The 22,610-nt window shown below is 62.9% G+C and carries 24 protein-coding genes; 10 read left to right on the top strand and 14 right to left on the bottom strand.

Annotated features, from left to right (window positions below; genetic code table 11):
* Window positions 1-5: 5 nt before the first annotated feature.
* Window positions 6-1,016 (bottom strand): alpha-ketoacid dehydrogenase subunit beta, encoded by a 1,011-nt coding sequence (locus F8G81_RS07740; protein ID WP_267278414.1) that lies wholly within the window; start codon window positions 1,014-1,016, stop codon window positions 6-8.
* A complete protein-coding gene (pdhA, locus tag F8G81_RS07735; RefSeq protein WP_416377114.1) occupies window positions 1,016-2,194 on the bottom strand; it encodes a pyruvate dehydrogenase (acetyl-transferring) E1 component subunit alpha in 1,179 nt (392 codons plus the stop codon). Before pdhA ends, F8G81_RS07740 begins: the two co-directional genes overlap by 1 nt.
* Window positions 2,195-2,388: 194 nt before the next feature.
* On the opposite strand from pdhA, the gene F8G81_RS07730 reads away from it, so the two are divergent.
* Window positions 2,389-2,862: an Lrp/AsnC family transcriptional regulator gene (locus F8G81_RS07730; protein WP_267279156.1), complete on the top strand. Its 474-nt coding sequence runs from the start codon at window positions 2,389-2,391 to the stop codon at window positions 2,860-2,862.
* Between the two features lie 193 nt (window positions 2,863-3,055).
* Window positions 3,056-3,697, top strand: a complete 642-nt coding sequence (locus F8G81_RS07725; RefSeq protein ID WP_267278413.1) for a hypothetical protein — start codon at window positions 3,056-3,058, stop codon at window positions 3,695-3,697.
* Between the two features lie 50 nt (window positions 3,698-3,747).
* Here the strand turns inward: F8G81_RS07725 and F8G81_RS07720 are convergent, their stop codons facing one another.
* Both F8G81_RS07720 and F8G81_RS07715 read right to left on the bottom strand, forming a co-directional pair.
* On the bottom strand, window positions 3,748-4,212 hold the full coding sequence (locus F8G81_RS07720) for a GNAT family N-acetyltransferase (RefSeq protein WP_267278412.1): 465 nt from the start codon (window positions 4,210-4,212) through the stop codon (window positions 3,748-3,750).
* 45 nt (window positions 4,213-4,257) lie between these two features.
* Window positions 4,258-4,899 (bottom strand): hypothetical protein, encoded by a 642-nt coding sequence (locus F8G81_RS07715; protein ID WP_267278411.1) that lies wholly within the window; start codon window positions 4,897-4,899, stop codon window positions 4,258-4,260.
* Between the two features lie 366 nt (window positions 4,900-5,265).
* Here F8G81_RS07715 and F8G81_RS07710 point away from each other — a divergent pair, with 366 nt between their 5' ends.
* Window positions 5,266-5,670, top strand: coding sequence for a DUF4383 domain-containing protein (locus tag F8G81_RS07710; RefSeq protein WP_267278410.1), 405 nt, complete (start codon window positions 5,266-5,268; stop codon window positions 5,668-5,670).
* Between the two features lie 5 nt (window positions 5,671-5,675).
* Window positions 5,676-6,362, top strand: a complete 687-nt coding sequence (locus tag F8G81_RS07705; RefSeq protein WP_267278409.1) for a hypothetical protein — start codon at window positions 5,676-5,678, stop codon at window positions 6,360-6,362.
* 117 nt (window positions 6,363-6,479) lie between these two features.
* Here the strand turns inward: F8G81_RS07705 and F8G81_RS07700 are convergent, their stop codons facing one another.
* Both F8G81_RS07700 and F8G81_RS07695 read right to left on the bottom strand, forming a co-directional pair.
* Window positions 6,480-8,096, bottom strand: coding sequence for a cation acetate symporter (locus F8G81_RS07700; protein WP_267278408.1), 1,617 nt, complete (start codon window positions 8,094-8,096; stop codon window positions 6,480-6,482).
* Window positions 8,093-8,473: a DUF485 domain-containing protein gene (locus tag F8G81_RS07695; RefSeq protein ID WP_267278407.1), complete on the bottom strand. Its 381-nt coding sequence runs from the start codon at window positions 8,471-8,473 to the stop codon at window positions 8,093-8,095. Before F8G81_RS07695 ends, F8G81_RS07700 begins: the two co-directional genes overlap by 4 nt.
* A gap of 202 nt (window positions 8,474-8,675) precedes the next feature.
* On the opposite strand from F8G81_RS07695, the gene F8G81_RS07690 reads away from it, so the two are divergent.
* Genes F8G81_RS07690 through F8G81_RS07675 form a run of 4 tightly spaced genes read left to right on the top strand, consistent with a single transcriptional unit; the run spans window position 8,676 to window position 12,487 of the window.
* Entirely contained in the window at window positions 8,676-9,890 is a 1,215-nt protein-coding gene (locus tag F8G81_RS07690; protein WP_267278406.1) for a sensor histidine kinase, read from the top strand.
* Between the two features lie 32 nt (window positions 9,891-9,922).
* The gene (locus F8G81_RS07685; protein ID WP_267278405.1) at window positions 9,923-10,642 is read left to right on the top strand and encodes a LytR/AlgR family response regulator transcription factor; all 720 of its coding nucleotides are present in this window, start codon (window positions 9,923-9,925) and stop codon (window positions 10,640-10,642) included.
* A complete protein-coding gene (locus F8G81_RS07680; RefSeq protein ID WP_267278404.1) occupies window positions 10,639-10,989 on the top strand; it encodes a hypothetical protein in 351 nt (116 codons plus the stop codon). The genes F8G81_RS07685 and F8G81_RS07680 overlap by 4 nt, the downstream gene beginning before the upstream one ends.
* 31 nt (window positions 10,990-11,020) lie before the next feature.
* On the top strand, window positions 11,021-12,487 hold the full coding sequence (locus F8G81_RS07675) for a cation acetate symporter (protein ID WP_267279155.1): 1,467 nt from the start codon (window positions 11,021-11,023) through the stop codon (window positions 12,485-12,487).
* 99 nt (window positions 12,488-12,586) lie between these two features.
* Here the strand turns inward: F8G81_RS07675 and F8G81_RS07670 are convergent, their stop codons facing one another.
* The 6 genes from F8G81_RS07670 to rpsB form a co-directional block, all read right to left on the bottom strand.
* Window positions 12,587-13,171, bottom strand: coding sequence for a DivIVA domain-containing protein (locus F8G81_RS07670; RefSeq protein WP_267278403.1), 585 nt, complete (start codon window positions 13,169-13,171; stop codon window positions 12,587-12,589).
* A 95-nt stretch (window positions 13,172-13,266) separates the two neighbouring features.
* The gene (locus tag F8G81_RS07665) at window positions 13,267-14,190 is read right to left on the bottom strand and encodes a phosphatidate cytidylyltransferase (RefSeq protein WP_267278402.1); all 924 of its coding nucleotides are present in this window, start codon (window positions 14,188-14,190) and stop codon (window positions 13,267-13,269) included.
* Window positions 14,190-14,747, bottom strand: a complete 558-nt coding sequence (gene frr / locus F8G81_RS07660) for a ribosome recycling factor (RefSeq protein ID WP_267278401.1) — start codon at window positions 14,745-14,747, stop codon at window positions 14,190-14,192. The genes F8G81_RS07665 and frr overlap by 1 nt, the downstream gene beginning before the upstream one ends.
* A 136-nt stretch (window positions 14,748-14,883) precedes the next feature.
* The gene (gene pyrH, locus F8G81_RS07655; RefSeq protein ID WP_267278400.1) at window positions 14,884-15,621 is read right to left on the bottom strand and encodes a UMP kinase; all 738 of its coding nucleotides are present in this window, start codon (window positions 15,619-15,621) and stop codon (window positions 14,884-14,886) included.
* 126 nt (window positions 15,622-15,747) lie between these two features.
* Window positions 15,748-16,584 carry a translation elongation factor Ts gene (tsf, locus tag F8G81_RS07650; protein ID WP_267278399.1) on the bottom strand — a complete coding sequence of 279 codons (837 nt, stop codon included), beginning with the start codon at window positions 16,582-16,584 and terminating at the stop codon, window positions 15,748-15,750.
* A gap of 127 nt (window positions 16,585-16,711) precedes the next feature.
* The gene (rpsB, locus tag F8G81_RS07645) at window positions 16,712-17,590 is read right to left on the bottom strand and encodes a 30S ribosomal protein S2 (protein WP_267278398.1); all 879 of its coding nucleotides are present in this window, start codon (window positions 17,588-17,590) and stop codon (window positions 16,712-16,714) included.
* A 416-nt stretch (window positions 17,591-18,006) separates the two neighbouring features.
* Between rpsB and F8G81_RS07640 the strand changes: the two genes are divergently transcribed.
* Entirely contained in the window at window positions 18,007-18,570 is a 564-nt protein-coding gene (locus F8G81_RS07640) for a M23 family metallopeptidase (RefSeq protein ID WP_267278397.1), read from the top strand.
* A gap of 82 nt (window positions 18,571-18,652) precedes the next feature.
* On the opposite strand, the gene F8G81_RS07635 is transcribed toward F8G81_RS07640, so the two are convergent.
* Entirely contained in the window at window positions 18,653-19,843 is a 1,191-nt protein-coding gene (locus tag F8G81_RS07635) for an acyl-CoA dehydrogenase family protein (protein ID WP_267278396.1), read from the bottom strand.
* Window positions 19,844-20,353: 510 nt separating this feature from the next.
* A complete protein-coding gene (locus F8G81_RS07630) occupies window positions 20,354-21,811 on the bottom strand; it encodes a site-specific integrase (protein ID WP_267278395.1) in 1,458 nt (485 codons plus the stop codon).
* A 473-nt stretch (window positions 21,812-22,284) separates the two neighbouring features.
* Here F8G81_RS07630 and F8G81_RS07625 point away from each other — a divergent pair, with 473 nt between their 5' ends.
* Window positions 22,285-22,476 (top strand): hypothetical protein, encoded by a 192-nt coding sequence (locus tag F8G81_RS07625; protein WP_267278394.1) that lies wholly within the window; start codon window positions 22,285-22,287, stop codon window positions 22,474-22,476.
* Window positions 22,477-22,610: the final 134 nt, after the last annotated feature.

Raw genomic sequence — 22,610 nt, 5'->3', positions numbered from 1 at the left:
GGCGCTCACCCTTCCAGCCCGCTGAGCGAGTTGGGGCGGCCCAGGGCGCGGTCCACACCGTCAAGGATCCTGTCCAGCCCCGGAAGGTGGTGCATTTCCAGCTTGGAATAGGGGTAGGGAATGTCAAAGCCGGTAACCCGGACCGGCGCTGCCTCCAGATGGTAGAAACACCGTTCGGTGATGCTGGCCGCAACCTCGGCCCCCAGCCCGCCGGACTGGCCTGCTTCATGGGTTATGACCAGGTGGCCCGTCTTCCGCACCGAGGCCTCCAGCGTGGCGTAGTCCACGGGGGCCAGCGAGCGCAGGTCGATGACTTCGATGGACACTCCTTCGTCCGCGGCGGCGATGGCGGCATCCAGCGCGGTCTTGACCAGGGGGCCATAGGCCACCAAAGTGACATCCGTGCCCTGCGTGAGCACCCGGGCTGCGTCCATCGGCAGCGCGGTCCGCGGATCGAGCGACTCATCCACTTCGCCCTTGTCGTGGTAGCGGCGCTTGGGTTCGAAATACAGCACCGGATCATCGCAGGAAATGGCCTGCTGAATGACCGTGTGGGCGTCCTGGGGGTTGGATACGCTGACCACGCGCAGGCCTGAGGTGTGGGTGAAGTAGGCCTCCGGAGATTCCGAGTGATGCTCGGGCGAGCCAATGCCGCCGCCAAAAGGCACGCGGATGGTGATGGGCATTTTGACAGCACCCTGGGTCCGGTAATGCAGCTTGGCCACCTGGCTCACGATCTGGTCGAACGCGGGGTAGATGAAACCGTCGAACTGGATTTCCACCACAGGACGGTAGCCCCGGTAGGCCAGGCCGACGGCGGTGCCGATGATCGCGGATTCGGCCAGCGGGGTATCCACCACCCGATGTTTGCCGAAGTCTTTTTGGAGCCCGTCCGTCACCCTGAAAACACCACCGAGGGTGCCGATGTCCTCCCCCATCAGGATGACCTTGGGATCGTTCTCGAGGGACTTGCGCAGGCCGGCATTAATGGCGCGGGCAAAGGTCATCTGGGTCATCAGCGTGCACCTTCTTCTGACGGGGCTCCTGCGGGGTCGCCGAAGGAAGCCAGGTAACGGGAGTAGTGGTCCTGCTGCCGGTCGAGCCACGTGTTGGGCGAGCTGTAGACATGCTTGAAGACATCCAGGGGTTCCGGCTCGGGCAGGGACGTGCAGGCCAGACGCATCTCGCGGGCTACGGAGTCGGCTTTGTCGTCCACGTGCCGCTGCAGCTCTTCCGTCAGGAGGCCCTTGCGTTCCAGCAGGGATTTCACCCGCCAGATGGGATCTTTGGCGGCCCAGTCCTCGAGTTCGTTGGCATCCCGGTAGCGGGTGGGGTCATCGGCCGTGGTGTGCGGGCCCATGCGGTAGGTGACGGCTTCAATAAAGGTGGGCCCGCCCCCGCGCCTGGCCCGGTCCAGGGCGACGCGCGTCGCCGCCATCACGGCCAGGACATCGTTTCCGTCCACCCGCAGGCTGGGAATACCGAAGCCGGTGGCCCGGTCCGCAAGGTGGACGTGGGACTGCAGCCGGACGGGCTCCGAGATGGCCCAGTGGTTGTTCTGGCAGAAGAAGACCACCGGCGCCTGGAAGCTGGCAGCGAAAACCATGGCCTCGTTCAGGTCGCCCTCGCTGGTGGCGCCATCACCAAAGTAGGTCACCGCCACGGCGTCCGCGCCGTCGTTCTGGATTCCCATGGCATACCCCGTGGCGTGCAGGGTCTGGGCGCCGATGATGATCTGCGGAGTTGCCATGTTGATGGTGTACGGGTTCCATCCGGATGATGCGTTCCCCCGCCACACCCGAATGATGCTGGTCAGGTCAACCCCGCGGCAATACGCCACGCCATTCTCACGGTAACTGGAGAAGACAAAGTCATCCTGGCGCAGGGCCCTGCCCGAGCCGATCTGCGATGCCTCCTGGCCCAACAGCGGGGGCCAGAGGGCCAGTTCACCCTGCCGCTGCAGGGCGGTGGCCTCGACGTCGATCCGCCGGATAACCGTCATGTCCTCATAGAGGGAACATAGGTGCTCGTCCGTGATGTCCTGTAGCCAGGGATCGAATTCCGGATGGCTGATCCGCTCCCCCGCGGGGGTGATCAGCTGGATCAGACTCCTGCCGGATCCGCCGTGGTGTTCTGCACTGTTGCCCTGGCCACGGGAGCTTGGTCCGCCCTGGCCCGCTTCGTCTGTAGACACGATCGCCCGTACCTTCTCACGTCGTTTGACCCGCTCCTGGGGACTTGTGGTCCCGCCGGATGCCGGCCGCCCGGGCGCCGTTGCCCCGGATAATTGTGACCATACTCACAATGCTCAGGGGGTACAACCACTTCGGCAAAAACTGAGCATAATGCTCTATTCCGGTTGTTCAGACCGTGCTAGCGTTGCGCATTATGCAAGCTTTGGATGGCACAGACACTCGCCTGCTTTCAGCTTTGGCGAACGACCCCCGCCGCACCGTTGTGGCACTCGCGCAGAAGCTGGGACTGTCCCGAAACACCGTGCAGGCGCGGATGGCGCAGCTGGAGAAGAAGCACGTCTTCCTCTCCTTCGAGCGGCGCATCAACCCGGCGTCGCTGGGCTACCCCCTGATGGCGTTTATCTCAGTGCATGTCCAGCAGCAGAAGCTGGGCCAGCTGGCCCATGACCTTGCCGGCGTTCCCGAGATCCTGGAAGGGTATGGCCTCACCGGGTCCGCCGACCTTCTGCTCCGCGTTGTAGCCCTGGACGCCGAGGACCTGTTCAGGATCAACGGCAAGATCCTGGCGTGTGACGGCGTGGACCGTACGGACACTGCCCTTGCCATGGGTGAGCTTATTCCTTTCCGCATCCAACCCCTGCTGGACCGGGGATCGGGCGACGGCTGAAACTCCGGCAGCCCTCTGCCGCGCAGGGCGCCCCCGTGCCATGCCTCAACGGGCCCCGGCTTAACCTGTCCTTGCCGTGTACGGGAGCCTTCGTGCCGGGTTATAGGCTGGTCCCAGTTGAATCGATGGGGCGCCGGTCAGCGGGTCCCTGCAAAAAGGCAGTGCGAACTTACGCTGCCGGAAAGGCTCCATCTTGAGCATTCCTCGGGAACCGTACCAGCCCGACGCCGGATCGCCGGCAGCTCCGGCGGCACCGGCATCGCCACAAATGCAGCCGGTATCGCCACAGATGCAGCCTGCGCCTCCGCAGCATCAGCCTGGAGGCACGTATCCGGCTCCGGCCCAAAGCGGGAACCCGGGCCGCGACCCTAACCCCTTCGGACTCCCCGGCCAGCAGCCTCCCGTCAAGAGCCGCAGGAAGCTGTGGATCATCCTGGGAAGCGCCGGTGGGGTCCTGCTGCTGGTCATCATTGGCCTGATCATTCTGGTCAACGTTGTGGGCAGCGCCACGAATCAAGCGCGGGGACTCGCGGACGACTTCACCAAGCTGGTCATTTCCGGCGACACTGACCAGGCCTATGGCTACCTGGACCCCGCCCTGCATGACCAGCTGACGAAAGAGACCTTTATTGAGGGGATCGCCAGCCTGGAGCTGAATGACTCCTGCAAGCCGGAGTACAACGACGTGCAGGTTACGTCAGAGAACGGCACCAAATCCGCGGACATCGCAGGCCTCATCACCTGCGACGACGACAAAAAAGTTGACCTCACCTACCGCTTTGAAGGCCAGGACGAGCTCAAGATGATCAACATCAAACTGCGCCCCCAGGAATAGCAGGTGGAGCGCCGTTGGAACTCGCGGGCATCACGATCGAAAAGCAGGGCCTATCGATGAGATCGTTCAAGCAGATAGCGTGCAGTTCCAAAGCCCTCTGCTGAATACATCGCAGCGGCGGCGGCATTTGCGCTCACAGTCACTCTCGGCACGCCTCGCTCGTCTGCCGCGTCGATCAATGAGCGGACCAGCGCGCGGCCGATCCCCCGCTGCCGGTGTTGCGGAAGCACGTACACGCTCTGAATGTCACCTGTGAGGCGAGTTCGATCATGGATGTCCGGAACCCGCTCGAAGAGCACCAGCCACGCCATGCCAACAAGCTGACCGTCGGCTTCGGCCACATGGCACAGTAGCGCCTGCCCCTGTGAACGCATCCAGGCAGCAAGGTCTTCAGCAAACTCTCGCCGCTCGGACTCGGATACGGGGTGGGACAGTTGGGCCCAGGCTTCCTTCAAGGCGGCCAATCCCGGAACGTCTTCGGGCTGGGCCGATCTAACGATCACGTTGTCCTCCACGTCTCGAGCATCGCCGCAACCACCGATTGACCGCAAGCCAGCCCACTATCGGACTGATGCAGTGATCTGGCGCGAGGGCATGACGGCGGCGTTCAGAATGGCACGGTGGCCAAGCGGCCGCTCGAGATCGACCGTAAATGGTGTGGCCGGATTTCCCTGACACGAGGCCACCTGCGCACCCGATGCCCGCACCCCAATGACGATCTCGACCGTGGACTCGGTTTCGGCGAGCTTAATGACTTCGATCCGTCCCTCGGCGCTTTGACCCGAATTGCAGTCGAACTCCGTGACTAGCAGTGCGAGGCGGTCGGACTCAGGAGCGGGCGGCAACGAGGGATCGAGAGTGACCGCCCCGGCCCTAATGTCGCCGAGGTCCAGTGTGGGCGAGCAGGTCGATGCCTCGACGACTGCCCACACCGGCTTGCCTGGTTCTGATGCCATGGAGTTGGTGGAGATGACAATGTACTCGTACTCGCGGACATCGCCTTGGCCGTCATCGTCCGGAACTGCGAGCTTGTTCATGAGCATCACCCGATCACTGCTCTCCTGCGCAATCAGCCATTCGACTGGGTCGAACTGCGGGACATCGCGGCCGTCCAGGGCCGGTGCGGCATCGGGTGGGAGCTCGCTCGCCGGTCTCGGGTTCTCCAGCGCCTGCAGCGGCACCTTGTTACCCTGGCACAGCACCACATCGGGTTGATCGTCTAAGGCCGTGGCGGTGGCCGGGCTATCAGCGGACTGTCCGGACGGCGCGCACCCGGTCCCCAACGAGATCACGGCCCCGCTGACCACCGTGAGTCGCACTACGGCTGTTGACAGTTTCCCCATGCCGGTAAGGCTACGCCTCTAGTCGGCAGAGGTCGCATCTTCAAGCGTTGCCCGGCCCGCACTATCGCTCCGGTTCGATGACATCCCGGAATAGTTCCAAGGAAAATCACATCCTCACCCATCCGCATCAACCCATGGTCCGAATTGCCTTCTGAGGGTCCCGTCCGGGATCCCACAGTCTGGCTGGGATGGCACATCCCTGCCCTACCGGAAGGATTTCGGGCCATGCGCACATCACCGAACCGTCTTATCGCCACCGTCTTCGGCGCTGTCTACCTCCTTGTTGGTCTCCTCGGCTTCGCCGTGACCTCCGGGATAGGCTTTTTCGCCACCGAAGGCGCCAACCTCATCATTTTCGAGGTCAACCCGCTGCACAACATCATCCACCTGGCCATCGGCGCGGCTCTGCTTTATGCCGGGCTGAAGAGCACCGCGCTTGCCCGCACCGTGAACGCCGGGGTTGGGGCTGTGTACCTCCTGGTGGGCGTTCTTGGTCTGTTCCTGCTGAGTTCGCCGCTGAATATCATTGCCCTTAACGGCGCAGACAACGTGCTCCACCTGGCCAGTGCCGTGCTGCTCCTGGGCGTGGGCCTCTCGCTGGACAAGTCCCCCGCCACCGCCCGGGCCTAACTGCCATGGACACAGCTGCCGTTTCCCAGCCTGCAACATCCCAGGCTGTGGCCAGGGAACCTGTGGCCTTCGATCCCGCCGCCGGTTCCACGGCAGTGGTCCGGCTCTTCGCGGGCTTTGCAGGTTTCGGGGCGGGTTCGGTAAACCTCGCCGTTTCCTCAAGCCTGTTTGCCGGTCCGGACGGGTCCGGCGACTCGGCCCAGGTCGTTTTCGGAGTCCTTGCCGGGCTGTGGGGAACGGCACTGATCGGTGGGACTGTCCTGGCCCTTAGCCGGGGGCGGATCCCGGCGCCGGGCCTGTCGCTGGTGATGCTGATGGTTGCCGCCGCGGTCCATGCCGCCGCCACTATCTGGCGAGGGGCCACCGGGTCCAGCCTCAGCCTGAGCCATCTGACGGCGCTGCTGCTGACACTCATGATGGTTGGATCCCTCGCCTGGCTGCGCCGGCGGGATCGACGGCTGGGCCGCGGGAAGGTTAACGGTGTCGACGACGGCGGGGCTCCCGCCGCCGTCCGGCCGGGACGCCTCCTGCTCGGTGCCTTCGCCGGTGCCGTGCTGGTGGCAGGAATCGCGACGCCGGGCCTTGCCGCCTCCACGGCCGGACAGTTTGCGGTCCCTCACGGTCAGCATGGTCAGGACAGCGGGCCTGTATCCCCCTTTGACCACAATCAGTCTGGCGAGCATCGTCACTAAGCGCAATCAACACTAAGCGCGCGAAAGGAGTCCCCGTGCCTTGGCACAGGGACTCCTTCCGTTGTGAACAGCTGCTAAGCCGCCGGGCGACTCAGTTTCTGTGGACACTCCTGGTGGTCAGTGGTTGGAGGCCTTCTCGGCGCCAACCCCGGTGAGTGACCTGACTTCCATCTCGGCCTGCTTGCCGCTGTCCTCGCGCTTCTTATCAAGCACCGTGCCCAGCCAGCCCAGCAGGAAGGCGAGCGGGATGGAGACGATGCCGGGGTTGCTCAACGGGAAGAGCGCAAAGTTGACGTCCTTGATCATGGAAGTGGCCGCGCCCGAAACCACGGGCGAGAAGATGATCAGGACAATGGCCGATCCCAAACCGCCGTACATGCTCCACACCGCACCCTGGGTGGTGAACCGGCGCCAGAAGAGCGAATAGATGATTGTGGGAAGGTTCGCCGAGGCAGCCACCGCGAAGGCCAGTGCCACCAGGAAGGCAACGTTCTGGCCGTTGGCCAGGATGCCGCCCAGGATCGCCATGACTCCAATGACCACAACGGTGCGCCGTGCCACCTTAACTTCCGTGTCGGCGTCGGCCTTGCCCTTGGAGATGACACTGGCATAGATATCGTGGGCAAAGGAGGCTGCCGCGGTGATGGTCAGGCCGGCCACCACGGCCAGGATGGTGGCGAAGGCGACGGCCGAGATGAAGCCCAGCAGGAGCGGCCCGCCGAGGTGGAAGGCCAGCAGAGGCGCGGCGGAGTTTACGCCGCCCGGAGCGGACTTGATGGTGTCTGCTCCTACCAGCGCAGCGGCGCCGTACCCGAGGACCAGCGTGAACAGGTAGAACAGGCCGATCAGCCAGATGGACCAGACCACGGACTTCCGGGCTTCCTTGGCCGTGGGGACGGTGTAGAAGCGCATCAGGACGTGCGGAAGGGCTGCAGTGCCCAGGACCAATGCAAGGCCCAGGGACATAAAGTCCAGCTTGGAGGTTTCAGACTTGCCGTACTGCAGTCCGGGATTCAGCACAGCGGGGTTGCCGGCGGTGTCCACTGCCGCCCCCAGGAGGCTGGAGAGGTTGAAGCCGTAGATGGCCAGAACCCAGAACGTCATCACTGCGGCGCCGGCAATGAGCAGGATCGCCTTGATGATCTGGACCCAGGTGGTGCCCTTCATCCCGCCGATCAGCACGTACATGATCATCAGGGCGCCGACGACGATGATCACCAGGGCCTGGCCGCCCCAGTCGCTGATGCCCAGCAGCAGCGAAATCAGGCTGCCCGCTCCGGCCATCTGTGCCAGCAGGTAGAAAAAGCAGACGGCAAGCGTGGAGATGGCTGCTGCGATGCGGACGGGCCGCTGCTTCAGCCGGAAGGAGAGAACGTCGGCCATGGTGAATTTGCCTGTGTTCCGGAGCAGTTCGGCCACCAGGAGCAGCGCCACGAGCCAGGCCACCAGGAAGCCGATGGAGTACATAAAGCCGTCGTAGCCGTTGATGGCGATGGCGCCTGTAATGCCCAGGAACGATGCGGCGGAAAGATAATCGCCTGCGATCGCGGTACCGTTCTGGGATCCTGTGAAGGAGCGGCCCGCGGCGTAGTAGTCGGCGGCTGTTTTGTTGTTCCGGCTGGCCCTGAGCACAATAACCATGGTCACCGCGACGAACAGTCCGAAGATCCCCATGTTGAGAAGCGTGGTGTCTTTGAGGGCGGCAACATCCACCACTGCTGGTATCCCGATCATTTGCTCACTCCTGCGATGACGTTGCCGTGCCTGTCGAACTCATGGCCTTCGATTTCGTTCCGGATCTCCGCAGCGATGGGGTCAAGCCTCCGGTTGGAGTAGCTGACGTACCAGCCTGTGATCGCGAAGGTGGAGACGAACTGGAGCAGCCCCAGGATGAGGCCGATGTTGATGTTGCCCCACACCTTGGTGGACATAAAGCCGACGGCATAGTCCGCCAGCAGGACGTATGCGAAATACCACAGCAGAAATGCAATGGCCATGGGAAAGACAAAGCTCCGGTGACGTTTGCGCAGTTCCTGGAACCGCTCCGTCGACTGGACCTGTTCGAAGTCCACGGCCGCCGCAGCGTCCGGGGTGTGGGCATCATGACCCATCGTTCCTCCTCGTTGAGATTTGCCTGGTTCACATCGGCCGGCCCTGCAGACAGGAGTGGCACTGCGCAGGAGGATTGCGACGGTCGATGTGACTGCAATCACTGTGCGCCGCGGGAGGCGCCGCTACCAGACCCGGCGCCGAATGGGTCGCTCAACGGTTGCGATGCTGCGGCAAACGGCGCCCGCCGCTACGCTGGGCAGCATGCCGGACTCCCCTCTCCTGACCGCCGCCGCCCTTGCCGTGATAGCGCTGGCGATCGCCGCCGTCGTCGGTGTGGGACTGAAGGTGCTGCGGTCATTCCGTGAGTTGGGCACCGACGCCGAACGCGCAACCTACACCACCCTTCACGCCGCGTCCCGGGCGGGACAGCATCTGCGCGCCGGCCTCAACCCTGCAGGGGCCGCCAAGGCCGCCCGCCAGTTGCGCAGCCTGCTGGGCTGCGATGCCCTGGCCATCACCGACACCGCGGGCGTGCTGGCCTGGGACGGTTCCGCCGAGGACCTGAAGCCCCTCCTCATGGACCTCGCGGCAGGCGTCCTTGCCGGCGGCAGGACAGCCATGGTCCAGTCGCCAGCCATAGTCCAGGCGCGTGGCGCCGTTCCGGCGGCCGGGGGCCCCCCGATCCGCCTGGAAGCCGTGATCGCCCCGATCCGGGCCAACGCACGGGTGGTTGGTGTGGTGGCGGCCTTTGCCCCGTCGGTGGGTGCCGGGCTGGTCCGGGCCGTCAGCGAAGTGGCCGACTGGGTTTCGGTCCAGGTTGAGCTGGCGGAACTGGACGCGTCCCGGACGCTCCTGATGGAAGCCGAAGTCCGCGCCCTCCGGGCCCAGATCAGCCCGCACTTCATCTACAACTCGCTCAACGCCATCGCGTCGTTCATCAACACGGATCCGGCACGCGCCCGGGAGCTGGTGGTCGAGTTTGCCGACTTCACGAGGTACTCCTTCCGGCGGCATGGCGACTTCACCACCCTCGCCGAAGAACTCCGCTGCATCGACCGGTACCTGCTGCTGGAGCGTGCGCGCTTCGGGGACCGCGTGCAGGTCAGCCTCCGGATCGCACCGGAAGTCCTGAGCACCGTTATCCCGTTCCTGAGCCTCCAGCCCCTGGTGGAAAACGCCGTCCGGCACGGCCTGGAGGCGAAGGAAGGGCCAGGCCGGATCAGCATTGCGGCCCATGACTCCGGCGCCTATGCGGAAGTCACCATCGAGGACGACGGCGTGGGCATGGATCCTGCGCAGCTCAGGTCAGTGCTGGCCGGGCACAGCGACGGCGAGCATGTGGGACTGCGCAACGTGGACGCCCGCCTCCGGCAGGTTTATGGGGAAGGCCATGGACTGGTGATCGAAACCGCCCCCGGCGAGGGGACCCTCATCACCATGCGCGTGCCCAAGTCCCAGCCGGGCCATGACGCCTGAGCTGTTTGACGGACGCAGCTAATGTAGGAACCATGATTAATGTCCTCGTCGCCGATGACGAGCTTCCGGCCGTCGAGGAACTGGCTTACCTCCTGGGCAGGGATGACCGGATCGGGATCATCCACCGGGCCTCCTCCGGCAGCGAGGCCCTGCGCGCGCTCACCACCCATGCCGTTGATGCCGTTTTCCTGGACATCCATATGCCCGCCGTTTCGGGTCTGGACATTGCCCGCGCCATCGCCCGCAGCAGCAACCCGCCAGTAGTGGTGTTTGTGACCGCTGACGAGGACTGTGCCCTGGAAGCCTTCGAGCTCGCCGCCGTGGACTACCTGCTCAAGCCCGTACGCGCTGAACGGCTGGCCCGTTCGGTGGGCCGGATCAGTGAACTGATGCGCGACGGCGGGGAGGCCCCTGAGATGATCACCGTGGACCAGGGCGGTACCACCCGGATGATCCGCCGGGACGATGTCACATACGTCCAGGCCCAGGGCGACTATGCCAGGCTGCACACTTCCGAGGCCAGCTTCCTGATCCGGATTCCGTTGGCGGACCTGGAGCAGCAGTGGGCCGAAGCCGGATTTATCCGCACTCACCGCTCCTACCTGGTTGCACTGAAGCATGTCACCTCCATGAAGCTTGCGGCGGACAAGCCCAGCGTCACCGTGGCGGGCGCCGGGCTGCCCATCAGCCGCCGCCACCTTCCCACCGTCCGTGAGAAGCTGGAAGCCACCCGCCTCCGGCCACAGGCATGACGCGCATCCGGGTCACGGCGCCACCTTCAGCGGCCCGTCCGCCGCGGGAGACCCCCGAGGCGGCGCAGGAGTCAGACGTGGGCCAGGTATTTGTCAGGTCCCTCATCCGCTCCCAGCTGCGGCTGGCCCTGGTGGTGGGTCTGGGGTTCCTGCTGATCCTCTGCGCTTTTCCGCTGCTCCTGATAGCTGTTCCGGGGCTTGCAGAAACCAGGGTGGCCGGCATCCCTTTCGACTGGATCCTGATCGGCGCCGGCATCTATCCGCTGATCGGACTAAGCGCCTGGCTGTTCATCCGCTCCGCCGCCCGGAATGAAGCCCGGTACCGCGAGTTGGCCGAGGACGCGTGAGGCTGCCGTGAATCCGGCCGCTGATCCTGCCGTGAATCCCGCCGTGGGCGTGGTGGCCCTGGTGGTCGTTTCGCTTGCCACTGCGGTGATCGGCTTTTACGGCCTCCGGATCTCCCGCACCACCGGCGACTTTTACGTGGCGTCCCGGACCGTGCCGCCCTGGTGGAATGCCTCAGCCATCGGCGGCGAGTACCTGTCCGCCGCGAGCTTCCTGGGCGTGGCCGGGCTGATCCTGCTCTCGGGGACCGATGCGCTGTGGTTCCCCGTGGGCTACACCGCCGGGTACCTGATGCTGCTGCTTTTTGTGGCCGCCCCGCTGCGGCGTTCGGGAGCGTACACCATCCCCGACTTCACCGAGGCACGGCTGGATTCGCTGGCGGTCCGCAGGGTCACCAGTGTGGTGGTGGTTGTGGTGGGCTGGCTGTACATCGTTCCGCAGCTCCACGGTGCGGCGCTGACCATCCGGATTGCCACCGGGCTGCCATCCTGGGTGGGCTCGGTGTCCGTGGTGGTTGTTGTGTGCCTGACAGTTGTGGCCGGCGGCATGCGTTCCATCACTTTTGTGCAGGCCTTCCAGTACTGGCTCAAGCTCACTGCCCTGGCGGTGCCCGCCGTTTTCATCATGTTCGTCCTGGCCGGAAGCGGGACGCCTGCTGTTGCCCAAGCCGCCATCAACCCCACCGGGCTGTCACCCGCCGGCCCCTACCAGAACATCTCACTCCTGGTGGCGCTCCTCTTCGGGACGCTGGGACTGCCACACGTCCTGGTGCGCTTTTATACCAATCCTGACGGGCAGTCTGCCCGGCGGACCACCCTGATCGTGTTGGGCCTCCTCTCGGTCTTCTACCTGTTCCCCACGGTGTATGGTCTTGCGGGCCGGATGTTCGCCCCGGAGCTTGCCAGGTCGGGACAGGCCGACGCCGTAGTGCTCCTCCTGCCGGGCCAGCTGGTGGGCGGAACGGCCGGCGACCTGCTGTCTGCGCTGGTGGTGGGCGGCGCTTTTGCCGCGTTCCTGTCAACCACCTCCGGACTGGTGGTTTCGCTGGCCGGTGTCATCAGCCAGGATGTGCTCGGTGGCAATGTCCACGGTTTTCGGCTGGCCGCCGTCATCTCGGCGGCGGTCCCGTTGGGTTTCGCCCTGATGACGGACTCGCTTGCGCTCGCAGGCAGCGTTGGCCTGGTGTTTGCGTTCACCGCCTCCACCGTTTGCCCCGTCCTGCTGCTGGGCATTTGGTGGCGGGGCCTTACCGACGCCGGTGCCATCGCCGGGATGGTGACGGGGGCCCTGCTTTGCGGCGGTGCCATGATTTACGGCGCAGCGGCGGGGGCGGCCGGCACCCCGTTTTGGCTGGCCCAGCCGGCGGCGTGGACTGTGCCGGCTGCGTTCGCCGTGATGGTACTCGTCTCCCGCGCCACCAAGGGCCGTGTGCCCAGGACGATGTCGCGGATCATGACCCGCCTGCACACCCCTGAGAGGCCTTTGATCACCGAACGCTAGATTTGGTCGCCCGAGGCAGGTTTGCGCAGAATCAGGCTTGCCCGGTGCGGACTGCATGGGGCAGGCTGCATGGTGCAGGCTACAACGGCGAGGCGTGGGTCAGTCGATGGCAGCCATCAGTTCAACCACGCGGTCCAGGAACGCATCCACCTGGTTTTCCTCGTACCCGTCCTGGCCTGTTGCGGGACGGAAGACAGCGCGGCGGACATTGTCCACGCTGAGCGGCTTGTCCTCTTCCAGGTAGCCGATCAGCTCGTGGCAGAGCTTGTCCACGTCCGCGGTGTTGTAACTGCGGGCCTTGTTCTTCGACGGCCGGCGGAAGCGTTCGCCGTCGGGCCGGTGCAGCCTGCCGCGCAGGATCCCGGAGAGCCGTCCGATCTGGCGCAGCCAGGCTTCTTCGCCACTGGAGGCAATCAGTTCATCGCGTTCACGGCGGGCGAAAGCGTCTTCCAGCCGGTCCAGGGCGGCATCCACGACGGCGGCAGAGTACCCGCCTTTGACGGGGTCAAAGGAGACTGAACGCACATCGGAGCTCGTAATGACGTGGACGGCCGCCTTCGGCGATTCCAGCGAGACGCGGGCGCGCTGGAGGAACTGGTCCACCTGCTTGGCGTTATAGCCGTAGTCGTTGCGCTGCACGCGTTCAAAGGACGCGGGAATCTGCCGTTGAAAATCCACTGCCACTGTACGTTCCTTCAATGTTCTTCAGCCGGATCGCTGTGGCACCAGTCTATGGCGCCGCCGGCGTTCTGTTGGGGCATGCGGGCTTGGTGCTTCAGTCAGGCTGCTGCGACCAGCCCGTAGAGCACAAACGCCACTGGTGCTGCGAAAACGATGGAATCCAGCCGGTCCATCACTCCGCCATGACCGGGGAGGATGCTGCTCATATCCTTGATTCCCAGTTCGCGTTTGACCATGGATTCCGCCAGGTCTCCGGCTGTGGAGGCGGCAACAAGGCCCACTGCCAGGACCACGCCTACCCACCACGGTTTGCCGAGCAGGAAGATGCTTGCCAGGATCCCGATCAGCATGGCGCCGGCAATGGATCCGGCGAAGCCTTCCCAGGACTTTTTGGGACTGATTTTGGGCGCCATGGGGTGCTTTCCGAGTGACGCGCCGACGAGGTAGCCGAACGTGTCGTTGGAGACAACCAGAAGCAGCATCACTGCTACTTGCCAGGCCCCGTGTGGCACAGTTCCCCCGGGCCACAGGCCCACGGTGATGGCGCCGCCCGAAGCATGAAGGGGCAGGGCCGCGAAACTGATGAAGAACGGAACCCAGCCCAGGGTGAAGACGCCGGCGAAGATACTGTTGGCCGATCCCGCGGCTGATTCCACCGAGCGCCAGAGAAGCACTGCCACGCAGCTCAGCAGCATGGCGAAGAGAAGGCTCTCCAATCCGCCAAAGTAGGCAGCGAAAGGCATGGCCAGCGTGCCCGTCATCACCGGGACGATGGGCATCCTGGTGCCGTTTGCCTCCAAGGCGCGGTAAATTTCCCAGACCCCAAAAACAGCGAAGGCGGTGGTCACCGCCACAAAGCCGAGCGGCAGGAAGACGAGCCCGCCCAAGACCGCAAAGAGCATCGCCAGGCCCACCACGGTGGCCGCAGGGAGGTTCCGTCCAGCCTTGGGCGTCGGGTTCCTCCGGGGCTGCCTCCCCTTCATGCGCGCCCGTTGAGCGGGAGCCTGCTCTGCCTGGCTCATTAGACTTCGAGTAGCTCCGCTTCCTTGCGCTTGAGCAGTTCGTCGATGCCGTCCACGTGTGCCTTGGTCAAAGCGTCCAGTTCCTTCTCAGCCCGGCTGCCCTCGTCCTCGCCGGCTTCGCCGTCCTTGACCAGCCGGTCCAGCGTTTCCTTGGCCTTGCGCCGGATGTTGCGGATGGAGATCTTGGCGTCCTCGCCCTTGGTCTTGACGATCTTGACGTACTCCTTGCGGCGTTCCTGGGTCAGGTCCGGAATGGTGATCCGGATGACGTTGCCGTCGTTGGAGGGGTTAGCGCCCACCTCGGAGTCGCTCAGGGCACGTTCAATGTCCCGGAGAGCAGTTTTGTCGAACGGGGTGATGAGAATGGTGCGGGCGTCAGGAATGGCGAAGGATGCCAGCTGCTGCAGCGGGGTGGGTGCACCGTAGTAGTCCACCAGCACCTTGTTGTAGAGTCCGGGGTTGGCCCGCCCTGTACGGATCGAGGCAAAATCTTCCTTGGCTACCTCAACAGCCTTGTCCATCTTCTCTTCGGCTTCGAGCAAGGTATCTTCGATCACGGTCTCTCCTCAGAAGTTGGTGCAGTCCGTCGGTGCCGGGTCCATGCACAATCTCGGTTCAATGTTCCTTGTTGATCCCCGTTCCATCCTTAGGGGATGGCGGGGAGGAACTGTCCTAAAAACATCCTAGCCGTAGCTAGGGGGTGACCAGCGTTCCCAGCTTTTCGCCGAGAATGGCGCGGGTGACGTTCCCTTCGCCTTCCATTCCGAAGACCACCATGGAGAGATTGTTGTCCTTGCACATGGTCATGGCTGTCTGGTCCATGACCCTGATGTCACGCCGGAGGGCGTCGTCGTAGCTCAGGGTGTCCAGCTTCTCAGCGGTGGGGTCCTTTTTGGGATCGGCGGTGTACACCGCGTCCACGCCGCTCTTGGCCATCAGCACCACGTCCGCGTGGACTTCCAGGGCGCGCTGGGCAGCCACGGTGTCAGTGGAGAAGTACGGAAGCCCGGCTCCCGCTCCAAAGATGACTACCCTGTCCTTTTCCATGTGCCTGATGGCGCGGCGGGGAATGTAGGCCTCGGCAACCTGGCCCATGGTGATGGCACTCTGTACACGCGTTTCAACGCCGGCCTGCTCCAGGAAATCCTGCAGGGCCAGGCAATTCATGACGGTGCCGAGCATGCCCATGTAGTCTGCCCGCGACCGGTCCATACCGCTTTGGGACAGTTCGGCGCCGCGGAAAAAGTTGCCGCCGCCGACGACGATGGCTACCTCCACTTCCGGGATGGCTGCAGCGATCTGCTTGGCGACGTCGCGGACGGTTTCGGGATCAACGCCCAACTTTCCGCCGCCGAAGACCTCACCGGACAGCTTGAGGAGGACACGTCGCCTGCTCTTCTCTGGCTGGATTGAACTGTTGACGGCTTCCATGGTGCCTTCCCGTTGGTTAACTCTGAGCTAGGTTATCGTGCTGGGTGGCCAAAGGTCTCATCTGACGTTTAGCCGGTGCATGCAAAAGGGGCGGCCACCGAAGTGGCCACCCCCTTGCAGATTCGACTAGGAGCCGACGCGGAAACGCGAGAACGCAGTAGCCTTGACGCCGGCCTCTTCGAGGACCTGGGCCACAGACTTCTTGGCGTCCTTGGCGAATGCCTGGTCAACCAGGACCTCGCCCTTGTAGAAGCCGGTCACGCGGCCCTCGACGATCTTGGTGAGGGCAGCCTCGGGCTTGCCTTCAGCCTTGGCCGTCTCTTCAGCGATGCGGCGCTCGGACTCAACCAGCTCGGACGGAACGTCTTCGCGGGTCAGGTAGTTCGGCGCCATGGCTGCAACGTGGACTGCAACGTCGTGGGCTGCGGTGGTGGCAGCTTCGCCTTCGCCGTCAACAGCGAACAGGACGCCCACCTGGGCCGGGAGGTCCTTGGAGGTCTTGTGCAGGTAAGCGTCAACCGTGCCGCCCTCGATGCGGGAGATCCGGCGGACAACAACCTTTTCGCCCAGCACTGCGCCCTCTTCGACGACGACCTCGGACAGCGGCTTGCCGTCGACTTCGGTGGCCAGAAGGGTGTCGAGGTCGGCAGCGCCGGACTCAACGGCAACGGCCAGGACGCGGTCGGCCAGCTGGATGAACTTGTCAGCCTTGGCAACGAAGTCGGTCTCGCAGTTGACTTCGATCATCACGCCGACGCCGTTGTTGACCTTGGCGGCCACCAGGCCTTCGGCGGTGGAGCGGCCTTCGCGCTTGGTAGCGCCCTTCAGGCCCTTGATGCGGATGATTTCGATGGCCTTCTCGGCGTCACCGTTGGCCTCGTCAAGAGCCTTCTTGACATCCATCATGCCGGCGCCGGTGCGCTCGCGCAGAGCCTTGATATCAGCGGCAGTGTAGTTCGCCATGTGAACCCCTCTGTCTAGAAAATGTATGTGGTGTACGGACCGACAGGACAGCGGCTCACCGGGTGAGCCGCCATCCTGTCAGGTGTTCCAAGCGCTGCTGGAGCGCCTGAGAATCCGGATTTACTTGTTACTTGTCGGCGTCGGCGGCGGGAGCTTCGGCAGCGGCCGGAGCTTCCTCGGCAGCCGGAGCTTCCTCGGCAGCGGGAGCAGCCTCAGCGGCCGGAGCGGCCTCTTCAGCCTTGCTGCCTTCGAGGAGCTCGCGCTCCCACTCGGCCAGCGGCTCTTCCGGAGCCTCGGTGGTGCCGGTTGCACGCTGGTTGCGGGCGATCAGGCCCTCTGCAACAGCATCAGCAACGACGCGGGTCAGCAGGTTCACGGAACGGATGGCGTCGTCGTTGCCCGGGATCGGGAAATCGACTTCGTCGGGATCGCAGTTGGTGTCCAGGATGGCAACAACCGGGATGTTCAGCTTCTTTGCCTCGTCAACGGCGAGGTGTTCCTTCTTGGTGTCCACGATCCAGAGCACGGAGGGTGCCTTGGTCAGGTTGCGGATACCGCCGAGGTTGGTCTCCAGCTTGGTGAGTTCACGGCGAAGGAGCAGCAGTTCCTTCTTGGTGTACGCGGAGCCGGCGACGTCGTCGAAGTCGATCTCTTCCAGTTCCTTCATGCGCTGGATGCGCTTGGAGACGGTCTGGAAGTTGGTCAGCATACCGCCGAGCCAGCGCTGGTTCACGTAGGGCTGGCCAACACGGGTTGCCTGCTCAGCAATGGACTCCTGAGCCTGCTTCTTGGTGCCGACGAAGAGTACGGTGCCGCCGTGTGCAACGGTGGCCTTCACGAACTCGTAAGCGCGGTCGATGTAGGACAGCGACTGCTGAAGGTCAATGATGTAGATGCCGTTGCGCTCCGTGAAGATGAATCGCTTCATCTTCGGGTTCCAACGGCGGGTCTGGTGTCCAAAGTGGACGCCGCTGTCAAGCAGCTGGCGCATAGTTACGACGGGCATGCCGGCGCTCCTTCCGGCAGGTCATTCATGAGAAAACCCGGAGGCTCTCTTACCCTGCCAATAGTTGACGGTTGTTTAGCCTGGCCCAAGGCGGGCCGTGCTCCTGGCATCCATTGCGCTTCTCATCAGGACACAGGGCCCTGACCGCAAGAGGCACAATCCTCCTCAGGCAAAGCCATTGGCTTTGGACGAGGAGGGCTGGATGCGCGTAGTCAGCCGCTGTTCCCCCGCACTTCTGAATGAGACGTGCTGACGCGAAATGCGTTGAGGGCACAGCAAACTGCTCCACCAAGTGTACTACAGGCGCTCCCGCCCGCCGGACAGCAGGGCCACCGTTTTAGCTCCGCCGGCAGAGGTTTTCCACATGGGGCAGATGAATGCTCGCGGCGCCTCTTCAGCCGGAGGAAGCTGGGCCAATGAAAGCGCCAGCACTCCTCGCCGCCCTGCTTCTGCTGCCCGCATCGGTGGCGCCCTCAGGCGAAGTCCTTTCCACGGGCGGAATCACGTCAGGAGCACAGTCCCCGGAGCTGCGGCAAGGTAGTGACCCGGGCGCGGCACGTCCCTCCTGGGCCTGGCCGCTCGCTCCGAAGCCGTCGGTGCTGCGGCCCTTCGACCCACCGGACAAGCCGTGGATGAGCGGCCATCGCGGCGTGGACCTCGCCGCAATCCACGATGGCGCCGAGCTCACCTCCCCGGCTCCCGGAACTGTCAGCTTTGTGGGTGTGGTGGTTGACCGCCCGGTCATCACCATCGATCACGGGAACGGACTGCGCAGCAGTTTTGAACCTGTGCAGAGTGACCTGGCCACCGGGACTGTCGTCGCTAGAGGCCAGCTCATCGGCACGCTGCTCCCGGGGCATTGCCGGTCCGGCCCGTGCGTGCACTGGGGCGTCAGGCAGGGGGATGAGTATGTCAATCCGCTGCAGTTCGTCATGGACCTCCGCCCGTCCGTCCTGCTTCCCCGCAGCGGAGCTCCTTAGCCTGGCTCCGTCCAGGGCGGCTGCGGCTCCGGCCAGGGCTTGCCCCGCCGCCAACGTTCCGACAGCTAGATGGACTACCCAGCTAGACGATCGCGGAGATGCCGGTGATGGCCCGGCCCGTCACCAGGGTGTTGACCTCGTGGGTCCCCTCATAGGAGTAGATGGCTTCCGCATCCGCAAAGATCTTGGCCATCTCAAAGTCGGTGACAATGCCATTGCCGCCCAGCAGGCTCCGCCCGATTGCCACGCTTTCGCGCATCCTGGCGGTGGTGAAGGCCTTGGCCAGCGCGGACTGTTCGTCCTTGGCCAGGCCCGCGTCCTCAAGCTGGGAGAGCCGCACCATCATGCCCATCGAGCTCACGGCGTTGCCGAGAATCTGGACCAGCTGGCTTTGGACCAGCTGGAAGGACGCCAGCGGACGGCCAAACTGATGGCGCTCCACGGCATAGCGCCGGGCGACGTCGAACGCGGCCAGCTGCTGCCCCACAGCCTGCCAGCCAACCCCCAGGCGGGTTACCTTGAGTACCTTGTTGGTGTCGCGGAAACTGTTGGCGTTGGCAAGCTTGAAGAAATCGGGAACCACCACGTTATTCAGGACGATGTCCGCGTTCTGGACCGTGCGCAGGGAAATCTTGTTCTCGATCTTTGTAGCGCTGAATCCTTCGAGCGAGGTGTCCACCATAAAGCCCTTGACCTGGTTGTCGGCCAGGTCCCGCGCATAGATGACCACCCAGTCGGAGAAGGTGGCGTTGCCGATCCATCGTTTGGCACCATTCAGGATCCAGGCATCCCCGTCCTTCTGCGCGGTGGTTCGGGTACCGCCGGCGACGTCGGAACCACCAAGCGGCTCCGTGAGCCCAAATGCACCAATCTTCTTCAGCGAATAGATGTCCGGAAGCCAGGCTTCTTGCTGCTCCTGCGAGGCAAGCGCCTCTATGGACCCTGTGAACAGACCGTCGTGGACACCCATAAAGGTCGCTATGGACGTATCGGCACGGGTGGCCTCGGCATGGACCAGGCCGGCGAAGAGGTTCGAATTCCCCTGCCGCCTGACCGGACTGACCAGATCAATCTCGGCAAGCTTGGGAATGAGCTCCATCGGGAATTCGCCCCGGTTCCAGCAGTCCACGGCAATGGGGCGTACTTCACGCGCCAGGAACGCGCGAATCTCGGCGAGCCGGTCCTGCTCCTTGGCAGTGAGCAGCTGCTCGAAGGCAAAGAAGTCACCGTCGGCATACGGAAGGCTGTTGATGTCAAAAGCGGCTTTGGACATGGTTTCCTCACACAAGGATCAGCAGTGCCGGGCTGGGCCCGGGCTTAGCAGTATCGATAAGTTACTGGTCAGTAACATACCGCAACTGCGGCTGAAAACAAAAGAAACCATGGCCGGCTGTGAGTCGGTCATGGTTTCTTTGGTGTTATTCAGTTGTGGCAATGGATACCTGCGGTAGGGCTACTCGGACTTGAACCGAGGACCTTAGGATTATGAGTCCCGCGCTGGGCGCAGCAGGCAGATCGCACGCTGTCAAGTACCCCCGAAGGCATTGACTACCAGAGCGGGAAACCAGCCACATGGTACCGCGATGCGCAACCTCGACGGCATGGTCAACCGTAGTGACACCGTAGTGCCACGGACGAGCGAACGTAGTGACATGGAGTAGGGGGTTCCTATCCCTTATTTGACAGGCACGCCGCTCTTAGAATCATTCCCGACGAAGCGACAACATGAAAAAGCCCGTAGTGCCATGACACTACGGGCTTTTCTTCTCCTAGATTGCTGGTCCTACGAGACCAGTTCCCCGTCCTCGTCCCATTCGTTCGGAGAGATATTGTTTTCGATCATCCATGCGCGCCCGTGTTCTTCTTCGAGACGTTCTTTCCACGCAAACACACTGTCTACAACCGAGTTACCCATGGCATCAATAACACTCCGCTTCTTGCCTTCAAGAGCATGGGAGTACTTCCGCCACGTGAAGCTTGGATCAGAGTGCCCAAGGATGGAGCTGACCGCGATGTGGTCTACCCCCGGCTTAGCCATCATCTGACTGGCGGCATCATGCCTAGCCACATAGCGACGAACTTCCGGCACACCGGCGGACTTGAGGAACCGCTTCCAGTTGGTGTCATCGAGACGCTGTGGGATGCTTCGTCCGTTTAGCTGCGTGAAGACGAGATCGTACTCTCTGCCATCGAACTCATACTGGGTCCAGTTCGGAGACCGCTTTTCGCGGCGCTTCCGTCGTGATGCTTCTTTGAATAGCTGGAGGGTGTCATCGCGCAAGGGGATAGTTCGCTTGCCTGAGGGCGTCTTTACACGAGGGACAAGTATGTTGCCTCGTCCGGTCACCGGCTGCAACTGACGGCGGATCACCAGCTCTTTGGTCCCGTAGTCCACATCTGAAAAACAAATTCCAAGGGCTTCACCGGGACGGACGCCGTATATAAGGGCGAGGGTCCAACGGAGCTTCATCCGAGCGTTCACTGGCTCATCGAGTGCAGCCAGTACTTTCCAGCGCTGGAGATCAGACAATTCGTATCCGTGCCGCTCCTCTTCCCGCGTGAGGTGACCAGCGTCCCGCTGGGAGTTGGTCTGCGCTCCCGGCGCGGCGTAGTCAACAGCAACATTTCGCGAAACGAGCCGCTGGGCGACGGCAAATTTCAGCGCGTCCCTGATCACCGCATAACACTGTCTCTGAATTGAGGTCCCGTATTCCGTGCGCTTTGGCATCTGCGCCGTGATCCGTATTCGCTTCTGACTTTGCAGTGGATCAGTGATCTTGATGGAATTCAGTTCTTTAGTGAGGGTCTTAGTTTTGTGCTCTGCAAATTCGCCATTTGCCAGTGACCGAATGAAGGAACCAATGTGCTCGGCGGTGAGGCTGTTCATTCTAATATGCGCGATCGGCGCGTGGGCGATGTAGGCGTCAGTCTTCTGGCGGTACCCCTGAATGGTACTGATGGCGAGGTCTTTGTGGTTCGGGTTGTCTTTGCAGCCCTCACGAAACCAGCCCTCGATGACCTCGATCAATTCTGACTTCGCGCCCGAGATGAGCAGACCTTCATCGGACTGGTTCTTCCACGCCCTGACCTGATCGCGCCCTTCTTTGGGCGTAGCCACAAGTTTGGACTTCTTGACGCCGTTCACGGTGAGGCGCACGCGATAACCTCCCCCGGAGTATGGCTTGATGCTGCCTTCCCCGCGCGGGTTCCTAACTTCCTTTGCATCTTCCGTGTTCAACATCTGGTCTGTCCTCCCCCATGGCATCCGAATCCCTTGCTGGTCCAGACACTACGTTGACAGACAGACATTCTGGGTTCATGACGGCTGGTGGTGTCACCGGGTGCTTGTCATCGGCTGCACCTACGTCTTCTTCGTGCACACGACTTTCGCCAGTTTCGAGCCCTAAGTAACTGTCGAAGTGGGCGACCTTCACTGAGCACCTAAAGGGGACAACGATCTATTTTGCCGCATAGTATCCCTGATTCCTAATGATGGCGCGGAAGTTCATGTAAACCTCGTTGTCGCTTTGAGAGAGACGCTCCGAGAAACGCAGGGATGGTCCAAACCGTTTCTCTTGTTTGTCGTCACTGCACTGAAGAAACGTTGATGAATTCATCCGCTAATGTTGCCAATGTAACTAAAGCGAGCTATTCGGAAGCTGCAGGTTTCGGGAAAGCGAATGCAACAGCCAAGACAAGATGAAAGGAAAGGAGGTGACCATGAAGACCTGCAAACGACGTCACGTTCACAACGAAGCATTCTGCCCCGAATGCCGCCGGATCACACTGGCTGCTCGCTACAGGCGCAATGCCGACAGCATCAAGGCAAGGAACAAGGCGCAAGCCGAGGAGTACAGAATCCTCAAGGCTATTGCCGCGAAACATGGAATCGCCGCCAGCAAGTAGCTATCGATAGCCAGTGACGACGATCCGAAATATAGAAACATATCCTCAGTAGCTTGAGCTTCTGGAGCGTTCCGAGTTCGCTTCGCTCCCGGCTACCCCCACTGATTCATGCGAAATTATCCCGGAAGGGGTGC

The organism is Arthrobacter sp. CDRTa11, from assembly GCF_026427775.1.
Taxonomy (GTDB): Bacteria; Actinomycetota; Actinomycetes; order Actinomycetales; family Micrococcaceae; genus Arthrobacter.
The sequence above is the reverse complement of the archived record's forward strand: the minus strand, read 5'-3'. Positions and strand labels throughout refer to the sequence as shown.

What these genes read in the sequence shown, in the direction of transcription:
- F8G81_RS07740 (WP_267278414.1), bottom strand. Translation starts at nt 1,016, where the DNA reads ATGACCCAGATGACCTTTGCCCGCGCCATTAATGCCGGCCTGCGCAAG.
- F8G81_RS07730 (WP_267279156.1), top strand. Translation starts at nt 2,389, where the DNA reads ATGCAAGCTTTGGATGGCACAGACACTCGCCTGCTTTCAGCTTTGGCG.
- F8G81_RS07710 (WP_267278410.1), top strand. Translation starts at nt 5,266, where the DNA reads ATGCGCACATCACCGAACCGTCTTATCGCCACCGTCTTCGGCGCTGTC.
- F8G81_RS07705 (WP_267278409.1), top strand. Translation starts at nt 5,676, where the DNA reads ATGGACACAGCTGCCGTTTCCCAGCCTGCAACATCCCAGGCTGTGGCC.
- F8G81_RS07700 (WP_267278408.1), bottom strand. Translation starts at nt 8,096, where the DNA reads ATGATCGGGATACCAGCAGTGGTGGATGTTGCCGCCCTCAAAGACACC.
- F8G81_RS07695 (WP_267278407.1), bottom strand. Translation starts at nt 8,473, where the DNA reads ATGGGTCATGATGCCCACACCCCGGACGCTGCGGCGGCCGTGGACTTC.
- F8G81_RS07690 (WP_267278406.1), top strand. Translation starts at nt 8,676, where the DNA reads ATGCCGGACTCCCCTCTCCTGACCGCCGCCGCCCTTGCCGTGATAGCG.
- F8G81_RS07685 (WP_267278405.1), top strand. Translation starts at nt 9,923, where the DNA reads ATGATTAATGTCCTCGTCGCCGATGACGAGCTTCCGGCCGTCGAGGAA.
- F8G81_RS07680 (WP_267278404.1), top strand. Translation starts at nt 10,639, where the DNA reads ATGACGCGCATCCGGGTCACGGCGCCACCTTCAGCGGCCCGTCCGCCG.
- F8G81_RS07665 (WP_267278402.1), bottom strand. Translation starts at nt 14,190, where the DNA reads ATGAGCCAGGCAGAGCAGGCTCCCGCTCAACGGGCGCGCATGAAGGGG.
- pyrH (WP_267278400.1), bottom strand. Translation starts at nt 15,621, where the DNA reads ATGGAAGCCGTCAACAGTTCAATCCAGCCAGAGAAGAGCAGGCGACGT.
- tsf (WP_267278399.1), bottom strand. Translation starts at nt 16,584, where the DNA reads ATGGCGAACTACACTGCCGCTGATATCAAGGCTCTGCGCGAGCGCACC.
- rpsB (WP_267278398.1), bottom strand. Translation starts at nt 17,590, where the DNA reads ATGCCCGTCGTAACTATGCGCCAGCTGCTTGACAGCGGCGTCCACTTT.
- F8G81_RS07640 (WP_267278397.1), top strand. Translation starts at nt 18,007, where the DNA reads ATGAAAGCGCCAGCACTCCTCGCCGCCCTGCTTCTGCTGCCCGCATCG.
- F8G81_RS07635 (WP_267278396.1), bottom strand. Translation starts at nt 19,843, where the DNA reads ATGTCCAAAGCCGCTTTTGACATCAACAGCCTTCCGTATGCCGACGGT.
- F8G81_RS07630 (WP_267278395.1), bottom strand. Translation starts at nt 21,811, where the DNA reads ATGTTGAACACGGAAGATGCAAAGGAAGTTAGGAACCCGCGCGGGGAA.